Source organism: Pseudomonas putida, from assembly GCF_028682475.1.
In the GTDB taxonomy this organism is placed as follows: Bacteria; Pseudomonadota; Gammaproteobacteria; order Pseudomonadales; family Pseudomonadaceae; genus Aquipseudomonas; species Aquipseudomonas putida_AG.
On record NZ_JANHLE010000012.1, the window covers coordinates 1 to 14,062 of the forward strand.

General features: G+C 61.3%; 13 protein-coding genes. 6 read left to right on the forward strand and 7 right to left on the reverse strand.

What is annotated here, in order from left to right; all coding sequences use genetic code 11:
* Window positions 1–2,853, reverse strand: a 2,853-nt coding sequence (locus NPS47_RS12050) for a T6SS effector BTH_I2691 family protein (protein ID WP_274295171.1), incomplete at its 3' end; no start/stop codon positions are given.
* 487 nt (window positions 2,854–3,340) lie between these two features.
* Here NPS47_RS12050 and NPS47_RS12055 point away from each other — a divergent pair.
* Both NPS47_RS12055 and NPS47_RS12060 read left to right on the forward strand, forming a co-directional pair.
* Complete coding sequence (locus NPS47_RS12055; RefSeq protein ID WP_274295172.1) at window positions 3,341–4,423, forward strand: PAS domain-containing protein; 1,083 nt, start codon at window positions 3,341–3,343, stop codon at window positions 4,421–4,423.
* A gap of 30 nt (window positions 4,424–4,453) precedes the next feature.
* Window positions 4,454–5,152, forward strand: coding sequence for a YoaK family protein (locus NPS47_RS12060; protein ID WP_274295173.1), 699 nt, complete (start codon window positions 4,454–4,456; stop codon window positions 5,150–5,152).
* 3 nt (window positions 5,153–5,155) lie between these two features.
* Here the strand turns inward: NPS47_RS12060 and NPS47_RS12065 are convergent, their stop codons facing one another.
* The 4 genes from NPS47_RS12065 to NPS47_RS12080 are packed head-to-tail and all read right to left on the reverse strand — an operon-like array spanning window position 5,156 to window position 7,992.
* Window positions 5,156–5,506: a hypothetical protein gene (locus NPS47_RS12065; RefSeq protein WP_274295174.1), complete on the reverse strand. Its 351-nt coding sequence runs from the start codon at window positions 5,504–5,506 to the stop codon at window positions 5,156–5,158.
* A gap of 59 nt (window positions 5,507–5,565) precedes the next feature.
* Window positions 5,566–6,387 (reverse strand): methyltransferase domain-containing protein, encoded by an 822-nt coding sequence (locus tag NPS47_RS12070; protein ID WP_274295175.1) that lies wholly within the window; start codon window positions 6,385–6,387, stop codon window positions 5,566–5,568.
* A gap of 22 nt (window positions 6,388–6,409) precedes the next feature.
* Window positions 6,410–6,775: a DUF1641 domain-containing protein gene (locus NPS47_RS12075; protein ID WP_274295176.1), complete on the reverse strand. Its 366-nt coding sequence runs from the start codon at window positions 6,773–6,775 to the stop codon at window positions 6,410–6,412.
* A gap of 26 nt (window positions 6,776–6,801) precedes the next feature.
* Window positions 6,802–7,992 (reverse strand): NAD(P)/FAD-dependent oxidoreductase, encoded by a 1,191-nt coding sequence (locus NPS47_RS12080; RefSeq protein WP_274295177.1) that lies wholly within the window; start codon window positions 7,990–7,992, stop codon window positions 6,802–6,804.
* Between the two features lie 167 nt (window positions 7,993–8,159).
* Here NPS47_RS12080 and NPS47_RS12085 point away from each other — a divergent pair, with 167 nt between their 5' ends.
* Window positions 8,160–8,813 (forward strand): SOS response-associated peptidase, encoded by a 654-nt coding sequence (locus tag NPS47_RS12085; RefSeq protein ID WP_274295178.1) that lies wholly within the window; start codon window positions 8,160–8,162, stop codon window positions 8,811–8,813.
* 75 nt (window positions 8,814–8,888) lie between these two features.
* Window positions 8,889–10,718: an SLC13 family permease gene (locus NPS47_RS12090; protein WP_274295179.1), complete on the forward strand. Its 1,830-nt coding sequence runs from the start codon at window positions 8,889–8,891 to the stop codon at window positions 10,716–10,718.
* On the opposite strand, the gene NPS47_RS12095 is transcribed toward NPS47_RS12090, so the two are convergent.
* On the reverse strand, window positions 10,690–11,397 hold the full coding sequence (locus tag NPS47_RS12095) for a DUF3313 domain-containing protein (protein WP_274295180.1): 708 nt from the start codon (window positions 11,395–11,397) through the stop codon (window positions 10,690–10,692). The two genes, NPS47_RS12090 and NPS47_RS12095, sit on opposite strands and share 29 nt — an antisense overlap.
* A complete protein-coding gene (locus NPS47_RS12100) occupies window positions 11,390–11,713 on the reverse strand; it encodes a hypothetical protein (protein WP_274295181.1) in 324 nt (107 codons plus the stop codon). Before NPS47_RS12100 ends, NPS47_RS12095 begins: the two co-directional genes overlap by 8 nt.
* A 164-nt stretch (window positions 11,714–11,877) precedes the next feature.
* Here NPS47_RS12100 and NPS47_RS12105 point away from each other — a divergent pair, with 164 nt between their 5' ends.
* Both NPS47_RS12105 and NPS47_RS12110 read left to right on the forward strand, forming a co-directional pair.
* Complete coding sequence (locus NPS47_RS12105) at window positions 11,878–12,588, forward strand: response regulator (protein WP_274295182.1); 711 nt, start codon at window positions 11,878–11,880, stop codon at window positions 12,586–12,588.
* Window positions 12,585–13,925 (forward strand): ATP-binding protein, encoded by a 1,341-nt coding sequence (locus NPS47_RS12110; RefSeq protein ID WP_274295183.1) that lies wholly within the window; start codon window positions 12,585–12,587, stop codon window positions 13,923–13,925. The genes NPS47_RS12105 and NPS47_RS12110 overlap by 4 nt, the downstream gene beginning before the upstream one ends.
* Window positions 13,926–14,062 lie beyond the last annotated feature (137 nt).

Genomic DNA, 14,062 nt, shown 5'->3' on the forward strand with positions numbered 1-14,062 from the left:
ACCGCGCCCCCAGCTGCAACGGTACAACCACAAACGCAGCCCCTCACGCTTGAAGCGGTTGGCGGCCATGGAGACCATCAAATAGGCAATTCCGAGAAGCGCTATGATGATCGTCACTGGCGTCGACATTACCCAGGCAAAGCCAAACCAATAACCGAGGCCTGCGCCAATTAGCTGGCCTGTGGCAACAACCCCCATCATTCCAACAATTACTTGCTTAGATGTAAGCAGCGTTTTCTCTTCCTCACTTGTCGCCCTGCCAATGTCTTCGGAGATCTGCCACGCCTCTAGTCCGGCCGCAACAGCCCCCAACGCAGCCCACGTCACCGTGCGCAATATCAGACTTTTCGAAGTCTTCGCAAACTCCTTTTCCACCGCAGCTTGAACACTTCCTGCGGAAGCGGTTTTGGCTTTTCCTAGCCATTGAGAATAACCAGCCTGAGCAACCTTTAGGGTCTCATCACCCAACTTCGCAGCCATCCCCCCCGCCCGACTCCAAGCTGGCCCAACCCACAACGCCGCAATGGCATTGGCGGCATACGCGGAGTTCGCTCCCAACGTGCGCCATTCATCCGCCGTAAAGCGACCGTCGTTCTGCGCCTGCTTGGCAGTGTTCCAAACGTTCCACGCGTTCAGACCGACCAGCAAGGCCGGCAGGGCATTGCCCAGGTTCTGCGCCATCCAGGCCTTGGTGCGCGTCAGGTAATCCCGGGTACCGGCCAGTTTCAGTTGCGCCTTCACCTCGGCCTGCCCCAGGTCGCCGAGCCAGCCGTTGATTTGCCCCAGGCTGGCATTCAGGCGCGTGCTACCCGATGCCTGGGCGATGACCTGATTGGGACGCTTCAGGAACAATGCTTTGAGCTGCTCTTCATGGGCTTGCAGCGATATACGCGCGGCGCGTTGGTCGTAAGCCGGCGCCTGGCGGAGCAATACGTGTTTGGCGCCGGTTATTTTGTTGTTGATGGCTTTCACTTGCAGCAGCCAGACCTGATAGTCGCGCGTGTAGGTCGGGTTGATGCGCAGCTGGGTAGCCGTGGAAATTTCCGTGGAGATCAACACCTGGGTGGCCGCGAGGGTAAAGCCGGTTTGCTGTTTCATGGCCGGCAGCAGCATGCCGCTCAGCCCGTGCCAGGCGTCCCGGGCCTGGTGGTTGGCGACCTTGGCCAGGGTGCTCATGGCTTGCCTGGCGGCACTGCTCATGGCCTGGTAGGGCTGGCTGTTCTGTAAGCTCTCCAGGTCGAAGACCGCTTTGAGCTCATTGGCCCGCGAGGCCACGCTGGTGACATCGGCCGCCGCGGTCGGGGTCAGCGCCGGTGCGCTGCCATCCCCTTCGCGGCCCTGATCGTCCAGTGTTCCGTAATTGGTGAAGTTGTGCGACACCGTCTTGATCAAGGTCGCCACTTCCGGGTTGAAGTTGAACAGCGCCAGGCCGAACAGGCTGCTCGGTCGCTCAGCCTGCTGGCACAACCACTGCTGCCCCTTCGATCCATTGCCCAGCAGGGTGTAAAGCGCGTGCGCGGTCTCCAGCAACTGGCTGGCCTGATCGCCATTGCAGGTGTCGTGGTAAACAGCCTCGGCGTCGGGAGCGAGGCGCTCAAGCCAGGTGAGCAGATCGGCTTCGCTGCGCTGGCAATGCGCCTGCAACCGTTGCGCCTGGACCGTGGCCTGACTCAGGTACTGCTGGACTTCATCGAAGTGCACGTCCTCGCGCCAAAGACGCTTGGCATGCCATTCTTCAAGCGCTGCCTGCCAATCGCCTTGAGCGGACAGTTGCCCCCAGCGGGCTTCAAACTCGGCCTTGGCCGTAGCGATTGTCGAACCCGCGCCCATCTCGACCATTGCCCCCAGATCGGCCGATACCAGGTCCTTGCCGCGCTCGGTTTCATCGATGGCTTTGAGCAAGCGGTACAGCTCGTCGGTGCAGGCCTGGCGTTGCAGCGGGTCCTGGACCGAGTCCGGGATAAACGCATCGGTATCAAAACCACACAAGCGCTCGACGGCGACGGCGCTTTCCAGTGTCTGCTGATGCAGGTTTTCAAACTGACTCTGCTCCAGGAGCCGGCCAGTCAGGTTCATGCTCAGGTCATCGACGATGGCTAGCGGATCATCCAGGGCGATGAACAGCGCCGTGTCCTGCTCGGGCACCCTGCCGCGCACCAATGCCTCTTCGAACGCCGGTTTGTACGCCAGGCCAGGCTCGCTGGCGCGGGTCGGCAGCAGCGTGCTGGTGAAGCTCGGGGCGGTGGCGCCGTAGACGAAAATATCCGCCACGCTGTTACCCAACTCGGTAATCTCGTCGCCGTGCTCGACTTTGCCGCTGGCGCAGAACGCCGGCAGATCGAGGGCACGCATCCATTGGCGTTGGGCGGGGGCATTGCTGCGCATCAGCTCGCACATACGCCAGGTCCATTGCACCGGCGAGAAAGCGATACGCAACTGGCTGCGCCGCGGATACAGGAGATACGGGTGGCTTTCGCCCGGGTTGTGGCGGACGTCCTGATTCAGCTGGCTGTCAGTCCACAGGTGCCGGGTGAAGTGCTCACCGGCTACCTGGTATTCGTGGAAGGTCTGGTCGACACTGTTCCACACGTACAACCAGCCATCGCGCAACTGGCGCAGGGTGTAGCTGCGGGTCTGCAGCTCGGGCAGTCTGCTCGACCAGCCGGCCGGCAGTGGGTTCGGCCCCTGGTTGCTGGCTTTGCTGAGCGGTGATTCGTCCAGGGCATAACGCACCGGAAAAATCGCCACCTGCGGGTGCCGCAAGGCACATTGGCCTCTGCCCATTACCGCCTGGGTAAATTCCTGGTTGCGCCGAGCCTGATTCAGTTCGGCTTCTGTCACGGGCTGGTTCATCATGCGTCCTTGTTCAAGTCGAGGTGCAGGCACTGCTTGTCCATGTGCTGGATACGCAGCTCCGGGGCGAATCTGAAGGCCTCGAGGGGCGCACTGACCAGCTCTACCTGGATCGCGTACAAGGCGCTGATGGCTTACGTGCCGTCAAACGCCAGGACCTTGAAGTCGTGGCGAACCGTGGGAATCTGGAGTTCGGAATGCATGCTATTGGCCGCTGCGAACATGCGTTTGTCCTTAAACGGGGGAGAGAAAACCACGCAATGCCCAAGCGAAATCATGCGTGGGCTGACGTAAACACCCGGAAAACCTACCAAGAGCGACTAAAAATTGATGTCAGACGCTTCCTAAACTGCAGCTCTATTTTCTGGAATTCAGTTGGCAGAGCATTCAAGAGCCAATCGCCCCCCACGAAAGCTTCACCGTCAACCCAAAGTTGACAGCTTAGGTATACTGACAGGCTCTTGGCCCCGATCAGGACACCTGCCCCATGTTGGAAAACAGTTTCGCCTTCCGCCTCAAGGAACTGCTCGAGCATCACAAGCTGACCCTGCAAGCCGTGGGCACGGCCTTGGGGATCTCGCGCACCGCAGTTCACAAATGGACCCGCGGCGGCGAAATCGACTACGACAACCTGCGCAAGCTGGCGGACTTTCTCCAGGTCAACTGGATCTGGCTGCGCTACGGCGAAGAAGCCCTGCAAAATATCCAGCAGCCGCAGGTGGTCGAGCTGCCGATGACCGACCTGCGCCGACGCTACACCGCCGAAATCATGGAAAGTGAAACGCGCATGAAGCTGGCCCAGGAAGGCGCACGCATCGTCACCTGGGAGTGGAACCTGATCAGCGACGAGGTCACCTACTCGCCCAACGTCGAGCAGGTCTATGGCTGGCCGGTGCATCGCAACGAAGACTTCTGGGCCCACCTGCCAGCCGAAGACATTGCGCAGATGCAGGCCATGTATGCCCAGGCGGTGGCCGACGGCAGTGGTTGCGAATGCGATTTCCGTATCACCCGCCCCGATGGCGAACTGCGCTGGATTTCCTCCCGCGCCACGGTGGTGCGCGACAGCGCCGGTCGTTCGGTAAAGATGGTCGGCATCAGCATGGACAACACTGAGCGCAAGGTCGCCGAGCAAGCGTTGCGCAACAGCGAAGAGCGCTTTCGCGCGATCTTCGAACTGGCCTGGGGCGCCCTCGCCTACATCGACCCCGACGGCAGCTGGCAGCGGGTCAACAACAGCCTGTGCGAACTGCTCGGCTACCGCGCGCAAGAGCTCTATGCCATGACCTTCCAACAGATCACCCACCCCGATGACCTGGCGGCCAACCTGCAACTGCTGCAGCGCATGCTGGCCGGGGAAACCGAGCGCTATGAGGTGGAGAAACGGGTGCGCCACAAAAACGGCGAGTACATCTGGGTACGCGCCCGCACTTCGCTGCAGCGCCGCGCCGACGGTGAGCCGGAGCATCTGATCAGCGTGTTCGAAGACATCAGTGCCGAACGCCACGAACACGAACGGCTGCAGGCCCATATCGCCGGGCTCGAAGCCAGGTTGGCGCAACGCGCCTGAGTCACTTCACGTTGATTGGGAGCGTAATGGATGCTGCCAGGTTCCTCACATCTTTCGGCTCGGTCCTTGCGCGTGGCCAGGCTGCGCGGCAAGGTCGGGCTGTATTTTGTCGCCGCTTTGTCCGTGCTGGCCGGCATGACCGATGCCATTGGCTTTATGGCCACCGGTGATTTCGTCTCGTTCATGAGCGGCAACACCACACGCCTGGCCGTTTCGCTGGGTGAAGGTGAACTCGGCTTGGTGCTGCGTATTGGTGTGCTGCTGCTGGCTTTTGTACTGGGCAACGCCCTCGGCGTTGTCATCGCCCGTCTCAGTGGCCGGCGCCCCTGGCCGCTACTGTCGATTATCGCCACCCTGCTGGCGCTGGCCGGCCTGGTGCCGCCGAGCTGGCAATTGCCGGCGTTGGTCGCAGCCGTTACGGCCATGGGCATGATCAACGCGGTGGTCGAGGAAGTGAACGGTTTGCCCATCGGCCTGACCTACGTCACCGGCGCGCTGTCGCGCTTTGGTCGCGGACTGGGCCGGGCGCTGCTGGGCGAGCGCCGGCATGGCTGGCGGGTGCAGTTGATTCCCTGGACCGGGATGTTTGTCGGCGCCATTGCCGGGGTGTTGCTGGAGCAGGCCTTCGACCTGGCCGCGCTGTTGTTCAGCGCCCTGCTCGCTGCCGCACTCGGGGTGATCTCGTTGAAGATCCCCCGGCGCTGGCAGCTCGGGTACATGCCCCGCTAGCGTTTACAGGCAGGTGGCCAGTGCCGCCATACGGCGCAAGGCGACGCTGTCGTTTTTCATGGCGTAGTAGCTGACCGCGGTGTTTGCACCTTGCGACTGGATATCCGCAAAGGATTCCGCTTCACGGGTATAGACCGTGAAGCCGCCCTGCTTGCCTGGCTCCAGGTAGCCACTGGCATCGACGCCAAACACCGCTTCATCCTGCCAGCCGAACTGGATGCACTGGGCAACGCGATCGGCGGGCTTGCTTGAGGTGAAGCTTTTGTTCGGTGCCTGGGTCCGTGCCGCTTCCATGGCCGAAGAGGCACAACCGGCCAACAGTGCTGCAGCGACCATCGCCATTACTACCCGCATGACACACCCTCGTCGAAAAAAGCCGACTGTATCATTGCCGGGCCGCCAACACCCGCGCCTCACACCGTGGCGATGATAAAGGTGCGCTTGAACGGAAACAGGGTGCGCCCGTCTTCCTCTGGTGGATAGTGGTTGTGCAGCAGCTTCAGGTACTTGCCGAGAAAAGCTTCGCGCTCGGCATCGTCCAGCGCACTGAGCACCGGGCGCAACGCCGAAACCTTGACCCAGTCGAAAACCGGCGAGTTGCCTTCGACCACCTGCAGGTGCTCGGTTTCCCAGATATCCAGTTCGCGGGTCCGCGGCGCCAGCAAACGGTAATAGTTGTCCAGCGACAGGACATTGCGCGAAGCCATGAACTTGCGCAGCGCCAAGGTACCCAGCGGCTGACCGCTGGGCCCGGGCTCGCTCAAGGCGCGGAGCATCAGCTGATACCAGGGCGCATCGCGCCAGTTGGGCATGTGCACGGCCAGACAACCACCCGCCTGCAGTTGCTCCAGCAAGCGCGGCAACAGGCTTTCATGGTCTTCGATAAAGTGCAGGACTGCAGCGGCAAATAGCAGATTGGCCGGTTTTTCCGCCTGCCACTGGCTGACATCCGCGTTCAGCCAGTTGACCTTGATGGGCAAGGCCAACGCCTCTTGCAGCATCTCGACGGAGCTGTCGACACCAAACAGTTCAGCCCGCGGCCAGCGATCGGCCAACAGCCGCGTGGCAATGCCGGTGCCACAGCCCAGGTCATAAATACGCTCGGGGGCCTTCAAGGGCAGACGCTCCAGCAGCTCGAGCACCGGCCGTTCACGCAGGCGGGCAAATTGCAGATAGCTTTTCGGGTCCCAGACGGTATTACCGCCGGGTGCGGTGGTGCAGTGTTTAGCGATCATCTCAGCCTTCCTTTGCCTACGATCAATCCTGGTGGCCAATGGCGTTCAATACCCTGAGCACCAGAGCAAACCCGCGACGGGTTTGCGGTTCTCGCAGGAGCGAGAGCAGGCCATACAAACCAGGGGGGGTGGTTTCCTGGCGGGTCTGGGCCTTGGCCAGGCGGATGGCATTGCCAAGGTTCCAGGACAAGGCTGTGGTTTGTTCGAACTGCACCGAGAGTTTTTCCACCATGGCCGCATCGAGCAGGTCGACCAGATCGGAGAGCAACGATGCCAGGTCGACCAGGTTGTCCAGGCGACCGCCATCGAGCAAAGGCTGCAGTTTGTTCAAAAAGGCCTCAAGGCCCGGATTTTCGCCCTGCAGGGCGAGCGTATCGGTCACTTCCATGTCAGTCAGCTCCTCCCGGGGTCGGGTCACAGCATGCCGCGCGCAACGGCCCAGTACAGGCCGCGATTGAATCCGTTCCTGAGCAGGCCACCGAGCTTGGTCGGCGGCGTTGGCAGCACATCGTGGCGGTAGTCGTAGGTCAACGGCATACCGGCGTTCAGGCCCATCTGCGCGGCGGCCTGGACCTTGCCGTCATACACCGCCACCGTGGTACCCAAGCGAATCTCGCCGGCAATATTGTCCGCAATCACCGGCGCCTGGTTGTGGCAGGCACCACCGGCCTTGCTGACCGGCAGGTCGACGGTATCGCCGATCACATACACCCCTTGCAGACCATAAACCTGCAGGGTTTCATGGTTGGTCGGCAGCCAGCCTTCCTGATTCGCTGCCTGCGATGCGCCGCTTTCCAGCACCGCGTCCACCGCGCGGATCGGCGGCGTGCCCATGAGGATGTCGTAGGGTTGCGCATCACCTTCTTCCGAGTAGGCAATGCGCTGCTCGGGATCGACCTTGCCGAGGGTGAAGCCACGCTGAAACTGGATGTTCTTCTGGGCAAAGATGCCCGGCAGAATTTCACCGGTTGGCCGCTGCAAGAACAGGCAATTGCGCAGCAGCTGTGCCGTGGTCGGGTAGGTATAAATGATCTCGACCTTGTCACGCACACCGCGGCGGCGCAGGTAGTCATCGAGCATCAGTGTGGTTTCCACCGGCGCAATGCCGCACTGATGGGGCACGTTGGGCGTTTGTGGAAACGACACGGTAATGAAGATCCGCCCCTTCTCGATACTGGCCAGGCGTTGCGCCAGCTGCCGCGCCGGTTCGTACTGGTAGAAATGATCACCGCCCTGCTGCAGCCCTTCGATGCGCTCGGGTGCCGGCACGCATCCGGTGGCGATTACCAGAAAGTCATAGCCAAAGCGTTTGCCGGAACGGGTATGAAGCGTTTGACCGGCGAAATCGAAGCGGGTGACTTCCTGCACCTGAAAGTCGATTTCCGGGCGCAGCAAGGAACGTTCGGGGCGCTTCAGTTCTTCCTGGAAGAACTGGTTGAAAGCCACGTACATGAAGGCGGGTTTGTAGTAATGATCAGGTGAACTGGACAGCAGCGTGATACGCACCTGATCGCGCAGAATCTCCGGGTAGAGCTTGCTGACCAGTTGATTGGCGAGCATGGTGCCGCCGACCCCGCCACCGACGATGAGAATATGGTTTGCCATACGCACGCTTCCTTGCGAACTGAGCCTTGGCGCTTCGCGAACTATAGTTAGAGAAGCCGCCGTGATATGCCAATAACCCTTGGCTATATAGGTTAATTCGTTTTCCTTGAATTTCGCCGAAGATGACCTCTGATACCGTATCAGATGACAAATAAAGGCCACCCTGCATGTGCGGAAGACTCAGCCAGTACCGTGGCATTCACGATTTCGTCGATGCCCTGAGCATGCCCGGCGCGCTGGCCAATGACGTCGGCGAACAGCCTTTGGCGCACTACAATGTTGCCCCCAGCACCAACGTCGCCGTCCTGTCCGCGCAGCGCGCCCACTGGTTGCGTTGGGGCTGGCGTCCGCACTGGGCCCATGACCGGGCAGCGCCGATCAATGCACGGGTGGAGAAAGTCGCGCACTCACCGTTCTTCCGGGCGATCTGGGGGCACCGATTGATCGTACCGGTCGATGGCTGGTTCGAATGGGTCGATGAAGGCGAGGCAAAAAAACAGCCCTACTATATTCATCGCCGCGATGGCCTGCCGGTGTTCTGCGCTGGCATTGGCCAATGGGGTGTGGCCGAGGACGATGGCTTTGTCATCATCACTGCCGACAGTGTGGGTGGCATGGTTGATATCCATGACCGCAGGCCTGTCGTACTGGCGCCTGATTTAGCCAGGGATTGGTTGAATCCTGAATGTGACAAAGCCCAGGCCGAACAGATGTTGCTCAACCTGGGTGAACCGGCCGAGTCGTTTGCCTGGTACAGGGTGGATAAAGCGGTAGGTAATGTACGCAACCAGGGACCCGAGTTGCTCAGACCCATTGCATAGAAGCGCTTACGCAAATCAATGAACCACCCTCCACTTTCTGCCAAACTTCCAGCCTTCAAGGATCGGGAAGACTGCATGAACCACGAATTGCTCTGGGTGCTCGGCCTGCTGTTTACCAGCGTGGTCTTGTTCATCGCCAACAAACCACGCATGGATGTGGTCGCCCTGCTGGTGATCGTGGCGTTACCACTGACCGGTATCCTTACCGTCCAGGAAGCCCTGGCCGGTTTCAGTGACCCCAACGTGGTGCTGATCGCCGCACTGTTCGTGATCGGCGAAGGGCTGGTGCGCACCGGCATTGCCTACCGCATCGGCGAGTGGATGGCCGACCGCGCCGGCAACAGCGAGGTGCGCTTGCTGGTGCTGTTGATGGTCTGTGTGGCCGGGCTCGGTTCGGTGATGAGTTCCACCGGGGTGGTGGCCATTTTCATTCCGGTGGTGCTGAGCATCGCCGCACGCATGAAGGTATCGCCCAGTCGCTTGATGATGCCGCTGAGTTTTGCCGGCTTGATCAGCGGCATGCTCAGCCTGGTCGCCACACCGCCCAACGTGGTGGTGCACAGCGAGCTGGTGCGCCACGGCGCAAGTGGTTTCAGCTTTTTCAGCTTTACCCCGTTCGGCCTGGTGATTCTCGCGCTTGGCGTCGGCTACATGCTGCTGACCCGCCACTGGCTCAGCGGTGAAGTGCGCAAGGACGGCAGCGCACAAACCCGCCGCACCCTGCTTGACCTGATCATCGACTACAAACTGGCCGGCCGCGAACGACGCCTGCGGGTACGCCCCGACTCGCCCCTGATCGGTCACAGCCTCAGCGAGTTGAAGTTGCGCACCGTGCATGGCGCCAACGTGGTCGGTATCGAACGTCAGCACAAGTTCACCACCCGGGTCATCAGCCCTGACTCCAGCACCACGGTGCATGAGGGCGATGTGCTGTTGCTCGATATGTTCGCCCCGCGTGACGATCTGCGCAGCCTGTGCCAGAGCATGAAACTCGAACCCCTGCACTTCAAGGCCGCCTACTTCATCGATCAGTCCCACGCCGTGGGCATGGCCGAAGTGGCGGTGGTACCCGGCTCGCAACTGATCGGCAAAAGCGTGCTGGAGCTGAACTTTCGCAGCCGCTGGGACCTTAACGTGGTCGGCCTGCGCCGCGGCCAGAATGCAATTGAAGAACAGCTGGTGGAAGAAAAGCTCAAGCTTGGCGATACCCTGTTGGTGATCGGCCCGTGGAAGTCGGTGCGCCAGTTGCAAGCGCAGCCCAAGGACTTTCTGGTGTTGAGCCTGCCAGCGGAAGTCGACAATGTCGCCCCGGCCCTGAACCAGGCGCCCTATGCCCTGCTCAGCCTGGCGGTGATGGTCGGCCTGATGATCAGCGGCGTGGTGCCCAATGTCATCGCCGCGTTGATCGCCTGCCTGCTGATGGGCGCCGGACGCTGCATCGACATGAACAGCGCTTACCGTGCGATCCACTGGCAGAGCCTGGTGCTGATCGTCGGCATGCTGCCGTTCGCCCTGGCCTTGCAGAAAACCGGCGGGATCGCCATCGCGGTGAATGTGCTGGTGCAGTTGCTCGGCGAGGCCGGACCTTATCTGATCCTCGCCTGCCTGTTTGCAATTACCGCGATCATCGGTCTGTTCATTTCCAACACGGCTACAGCGGTACTGATGGCCCCGGTGGCGATCAGTACCGCTGAACAGCTGGGCGCCTCGCCCTACCCCTTCGCCATGATCGTTGCCCTGGCGGCGTCTGCGGCATTCATGACCCCGGTTTCGTCACCGGTGAACACCCTGGTGCTCGGCCCCGGTCAGTACCGCTTTGCCGACTTCGTCAAAATCGGCGTGCCCTTCACCTTGCTGGTGATGGTGGTCAGCGTGTTCATGGTGCCGTGGATTTTTGCCCTGTGAACGCGGCGGCGTTTTGCTGCTTGAGGGCCACGGCCGCGTTGCGCCAATCCTGCGCCCAGCCATCGAGCACCTGCTTGAGGTTCTCGGCGGTCATCACCTGATCGTCGTTCTCCAGCGGCAGACCGGTGCCTTTGCGCACTACTTCGGCGACCACGGTGCGAGTGCCGCCATCGAGGAACGCCGCTTCGGTGGCAATCACGCTGTCCAGGTCACGGATACCGACAGCGCTGCTGACCCCAGCGGCCACCAGGGTCACCGGCAGGTACTCATAGAAGTGCAGTGACTGGGTGTGCGCACTGACCGAGGTGATTGCCGGGCGGATAATCAAGGTGTTTGGCCCGGGCTGCTCGACCAGTGTCAGCACTTTGCCCAGCTCACGCTTGAGCGCCGCATCGTAGTAGGCGGTCACGGCTTTCAAGGTCGACTCGGGGATCCGCTCGCTGGGCTTGGGCTGCGGGTAGAAGCGGCTGGGTGCGATATACACCTGGCTGTACCGCTCCATGCGCAGCTTGGGGCTGACCCAGCGCAGCACCGACTCACCCGATGCGGTCTTGTGCTCGCTCAACTGGTCATAGTTGCGCAGAAAGCCGGAATACTCCTTGGGTGATACCCGGTTCTGGCTGCAGCCAACCATCAACAGCGACAGGCACAGTACCGGGGCGAAAATCTGCTTACGCATGACGAGAGTTCCCGGCCTGGTGGCGGATGGCCCTGGGGGGAGTACCGGAGCGATCGACCTGCAGTTGGCCATTGGCCATGATCCAGTGCACCAATTCGGCCAGCGACACTTTATAGCTGTATTCCATCCACTGACTGTTGCTGGGGCTGTATCGCTCGAAGTAATGGCTCAGAATCATGTGCGTACCTTCGCGGCAAAGGCCCAGGCGCGAGTCCTGGTAGCTGAGCAGCGCGTTGCGCCACAGATCCTGGGTGCGCAGGTCGAGGGTCAGGGATTGGCTGCAGTCAAGGCCGTCGATTGGAGGTTGTGCCGGCATGGAAGATTCCCGTGGTTTGGACTGCCGACAGGATCGCCCAGGGCCTTTGCTGGCTGATGTCCACTTTGTGTCGCGGCTGCAGCTTTATTGCATGATTGAAATATGTGACCGGCGCCGCAGAATAGTTTTAGATACGCACTTTTCACGCCCCACTGGACCTGATCGTGAGCAGACTGCTGATCGTCGATGACGATGTGGAAATTTGTGCCCTGCTGAAGAAGTTCTTTGTCATGCATGGCTACGAAGTCGACCTGGCCGCCAATGGCACAGCGATGTGGGCGGCTATCGAAAAACAACGTCCGGACACCATCATCCTCGACCTGATGCTGCCCGGCGAAAGCGGCCTGAACCTGTGCCAGAAGCTGCGCAGCAGCACCGGCATCCCGATCATCATGCTCACCGCCATGGACGAGTTGAGCGACCGTATTGTCGGTCTGGAACTGGGCGCTGATGATTACGTGGGCAAGCCTTTCGACGCCCGCGAACTGCTGGCCCGGTTGCGCGCCGTGCAACGCCGCGCCGGCGAGCAGTTGCGCGGCCTCAGCGAAGACACCCGGCCGCTGATCCGCTTCGACGACTGGCAGCTGGATGTCACCCGCCGTGAACTGCGCACACCACAAGGGGTGATGGTGCCGTTGTCGGCCGGTGAGTTCGATCTGCTCCTGGTGTTTCTCGAACACCCGCAGCGCATCCTCACCCGCGAGCAGTTGATCGACCTGGCCCGCGGCCAGGGCCATGAGGCCTACGACCGCAGCATCGATGTGCAGGTCAGCCGCCTGCGCCGCAAGATCGAACCGGACAGCAAGCGCCCGGCGCTGATCCGCACTGTGCGTAACGGTGGCTACCTGTTCGACGCCAAGGTCAGCCGCACATGATCCGCCTGGGCCTGCATCACGACGGCATCAGCCGACGCATCGCACTGACCATCATTGCCGCCATGCTGATCTCGGTGGCGCTGAACATCCTGTTTGTGCAACTGGCCGGTGTCTGGGCACGACCACCTTTGACCCATACCGGGTTGCTCGAGCAGATCGCCGTGACCACCCGGATACTGGAAGCAGCACCCGTTGAGCAGCGCGAACAACTGGCCAACAGCGCCAGCAATCCGCTGTTGCACGTGCGCTGGAGTGCCCAGCGCCAAGCGCTCGCCCTGCCCGGCCCCGGCGAGCCGATCGACCCTGACGCGATACCGGAATTGCAAAAGCTGCTGGCCAAGCGCCCGCGCCGGCTTGAAGGCTTCCAGCCCGCCGACTGGCCCGATGGCAGCCCAGAGGCGCACTACAAACTGGTCGTCCAACTGTCCGACGGTAGCTGGCTGGCGTTCACCCCGCCCTACCGCAGCTGGGGGCTGAGTTCAGCTATGCGCTTTACCATCATCGGCATCCTGGCACTGATCGCCGCCGTGCTGGTGGCCTGGGTCGGCACACGCCAGCTGGCCGGCCCACTGCAACGTTTCGCCCGCGCCGCGCGGCGCTTTGGCAGCGACTTGCGCGCCCCGCCGATCCGCCTGGAGGGCCCCCATGAGCTGCGTCAGGCCATCACCGCGTTCAACACCATGCAGGCACAGATCCAGCACTTCATCGCCGAGCGAACGCAGATGCTGGCGGCCATTTCCCATGACCTGCGCGCGCCGCTGACGCGCATGCGCCTGCGTGGCGAGTTCATCGAGGATGCCGAGCAGCAGCGCAAGCTGTTCCGCGACGTGGATGAAATGCAAAGCATGATCAATGCTGCACTTGGCTTCTTTCGCGATGAAACCCACCTGGAAACCGCCACACCGTTCGACCTGGCGGAGCTGTTGCAAACCCTGGTTGACGATTACCGCGACCAGCAAATTGACGTGGCATTCGAAGGACCGGCAAATCTGGTGTATCTCGGTCGGCCACTGGGTTTGAAACGCGCAGTAACAAACCTGATAGAGAATGCCGTCAAATATGCCCAGCCACCGGCGATTCGCCTGAGCAGTAATGCCCGCAGCCTGTTCATCGAAGTCCGTGATCAGGGCCCGGGGATTCCGGAGGCAGCGCTGGAGGATGTATTTGTGCCGTTCTTTCGCCTGGAAAGCTCGCGCAATCGCGACACCGGTGGCGTTGGCCTGGGCTTGCCGTCAGCGCGTACGGCGATTCGAGAACAAGGCGGTGAATTGACCTTGCGCAACGCGCCTGGCGGCGGATTGCTGGCGAGAATCGTCTTGCCGCGGGTCAATGACTGAATGCAACTGCCGTTAACGCCCACTTAACGGCAGACCTCTACAGTAGGGTTTCTTCCCTTCAGAACGTCGATTTTGGCTCACCTCGTGTGAGCCTTTTTTTTGCCTTGAGCATTGCGGAAACAAAAACCCGAACGGCT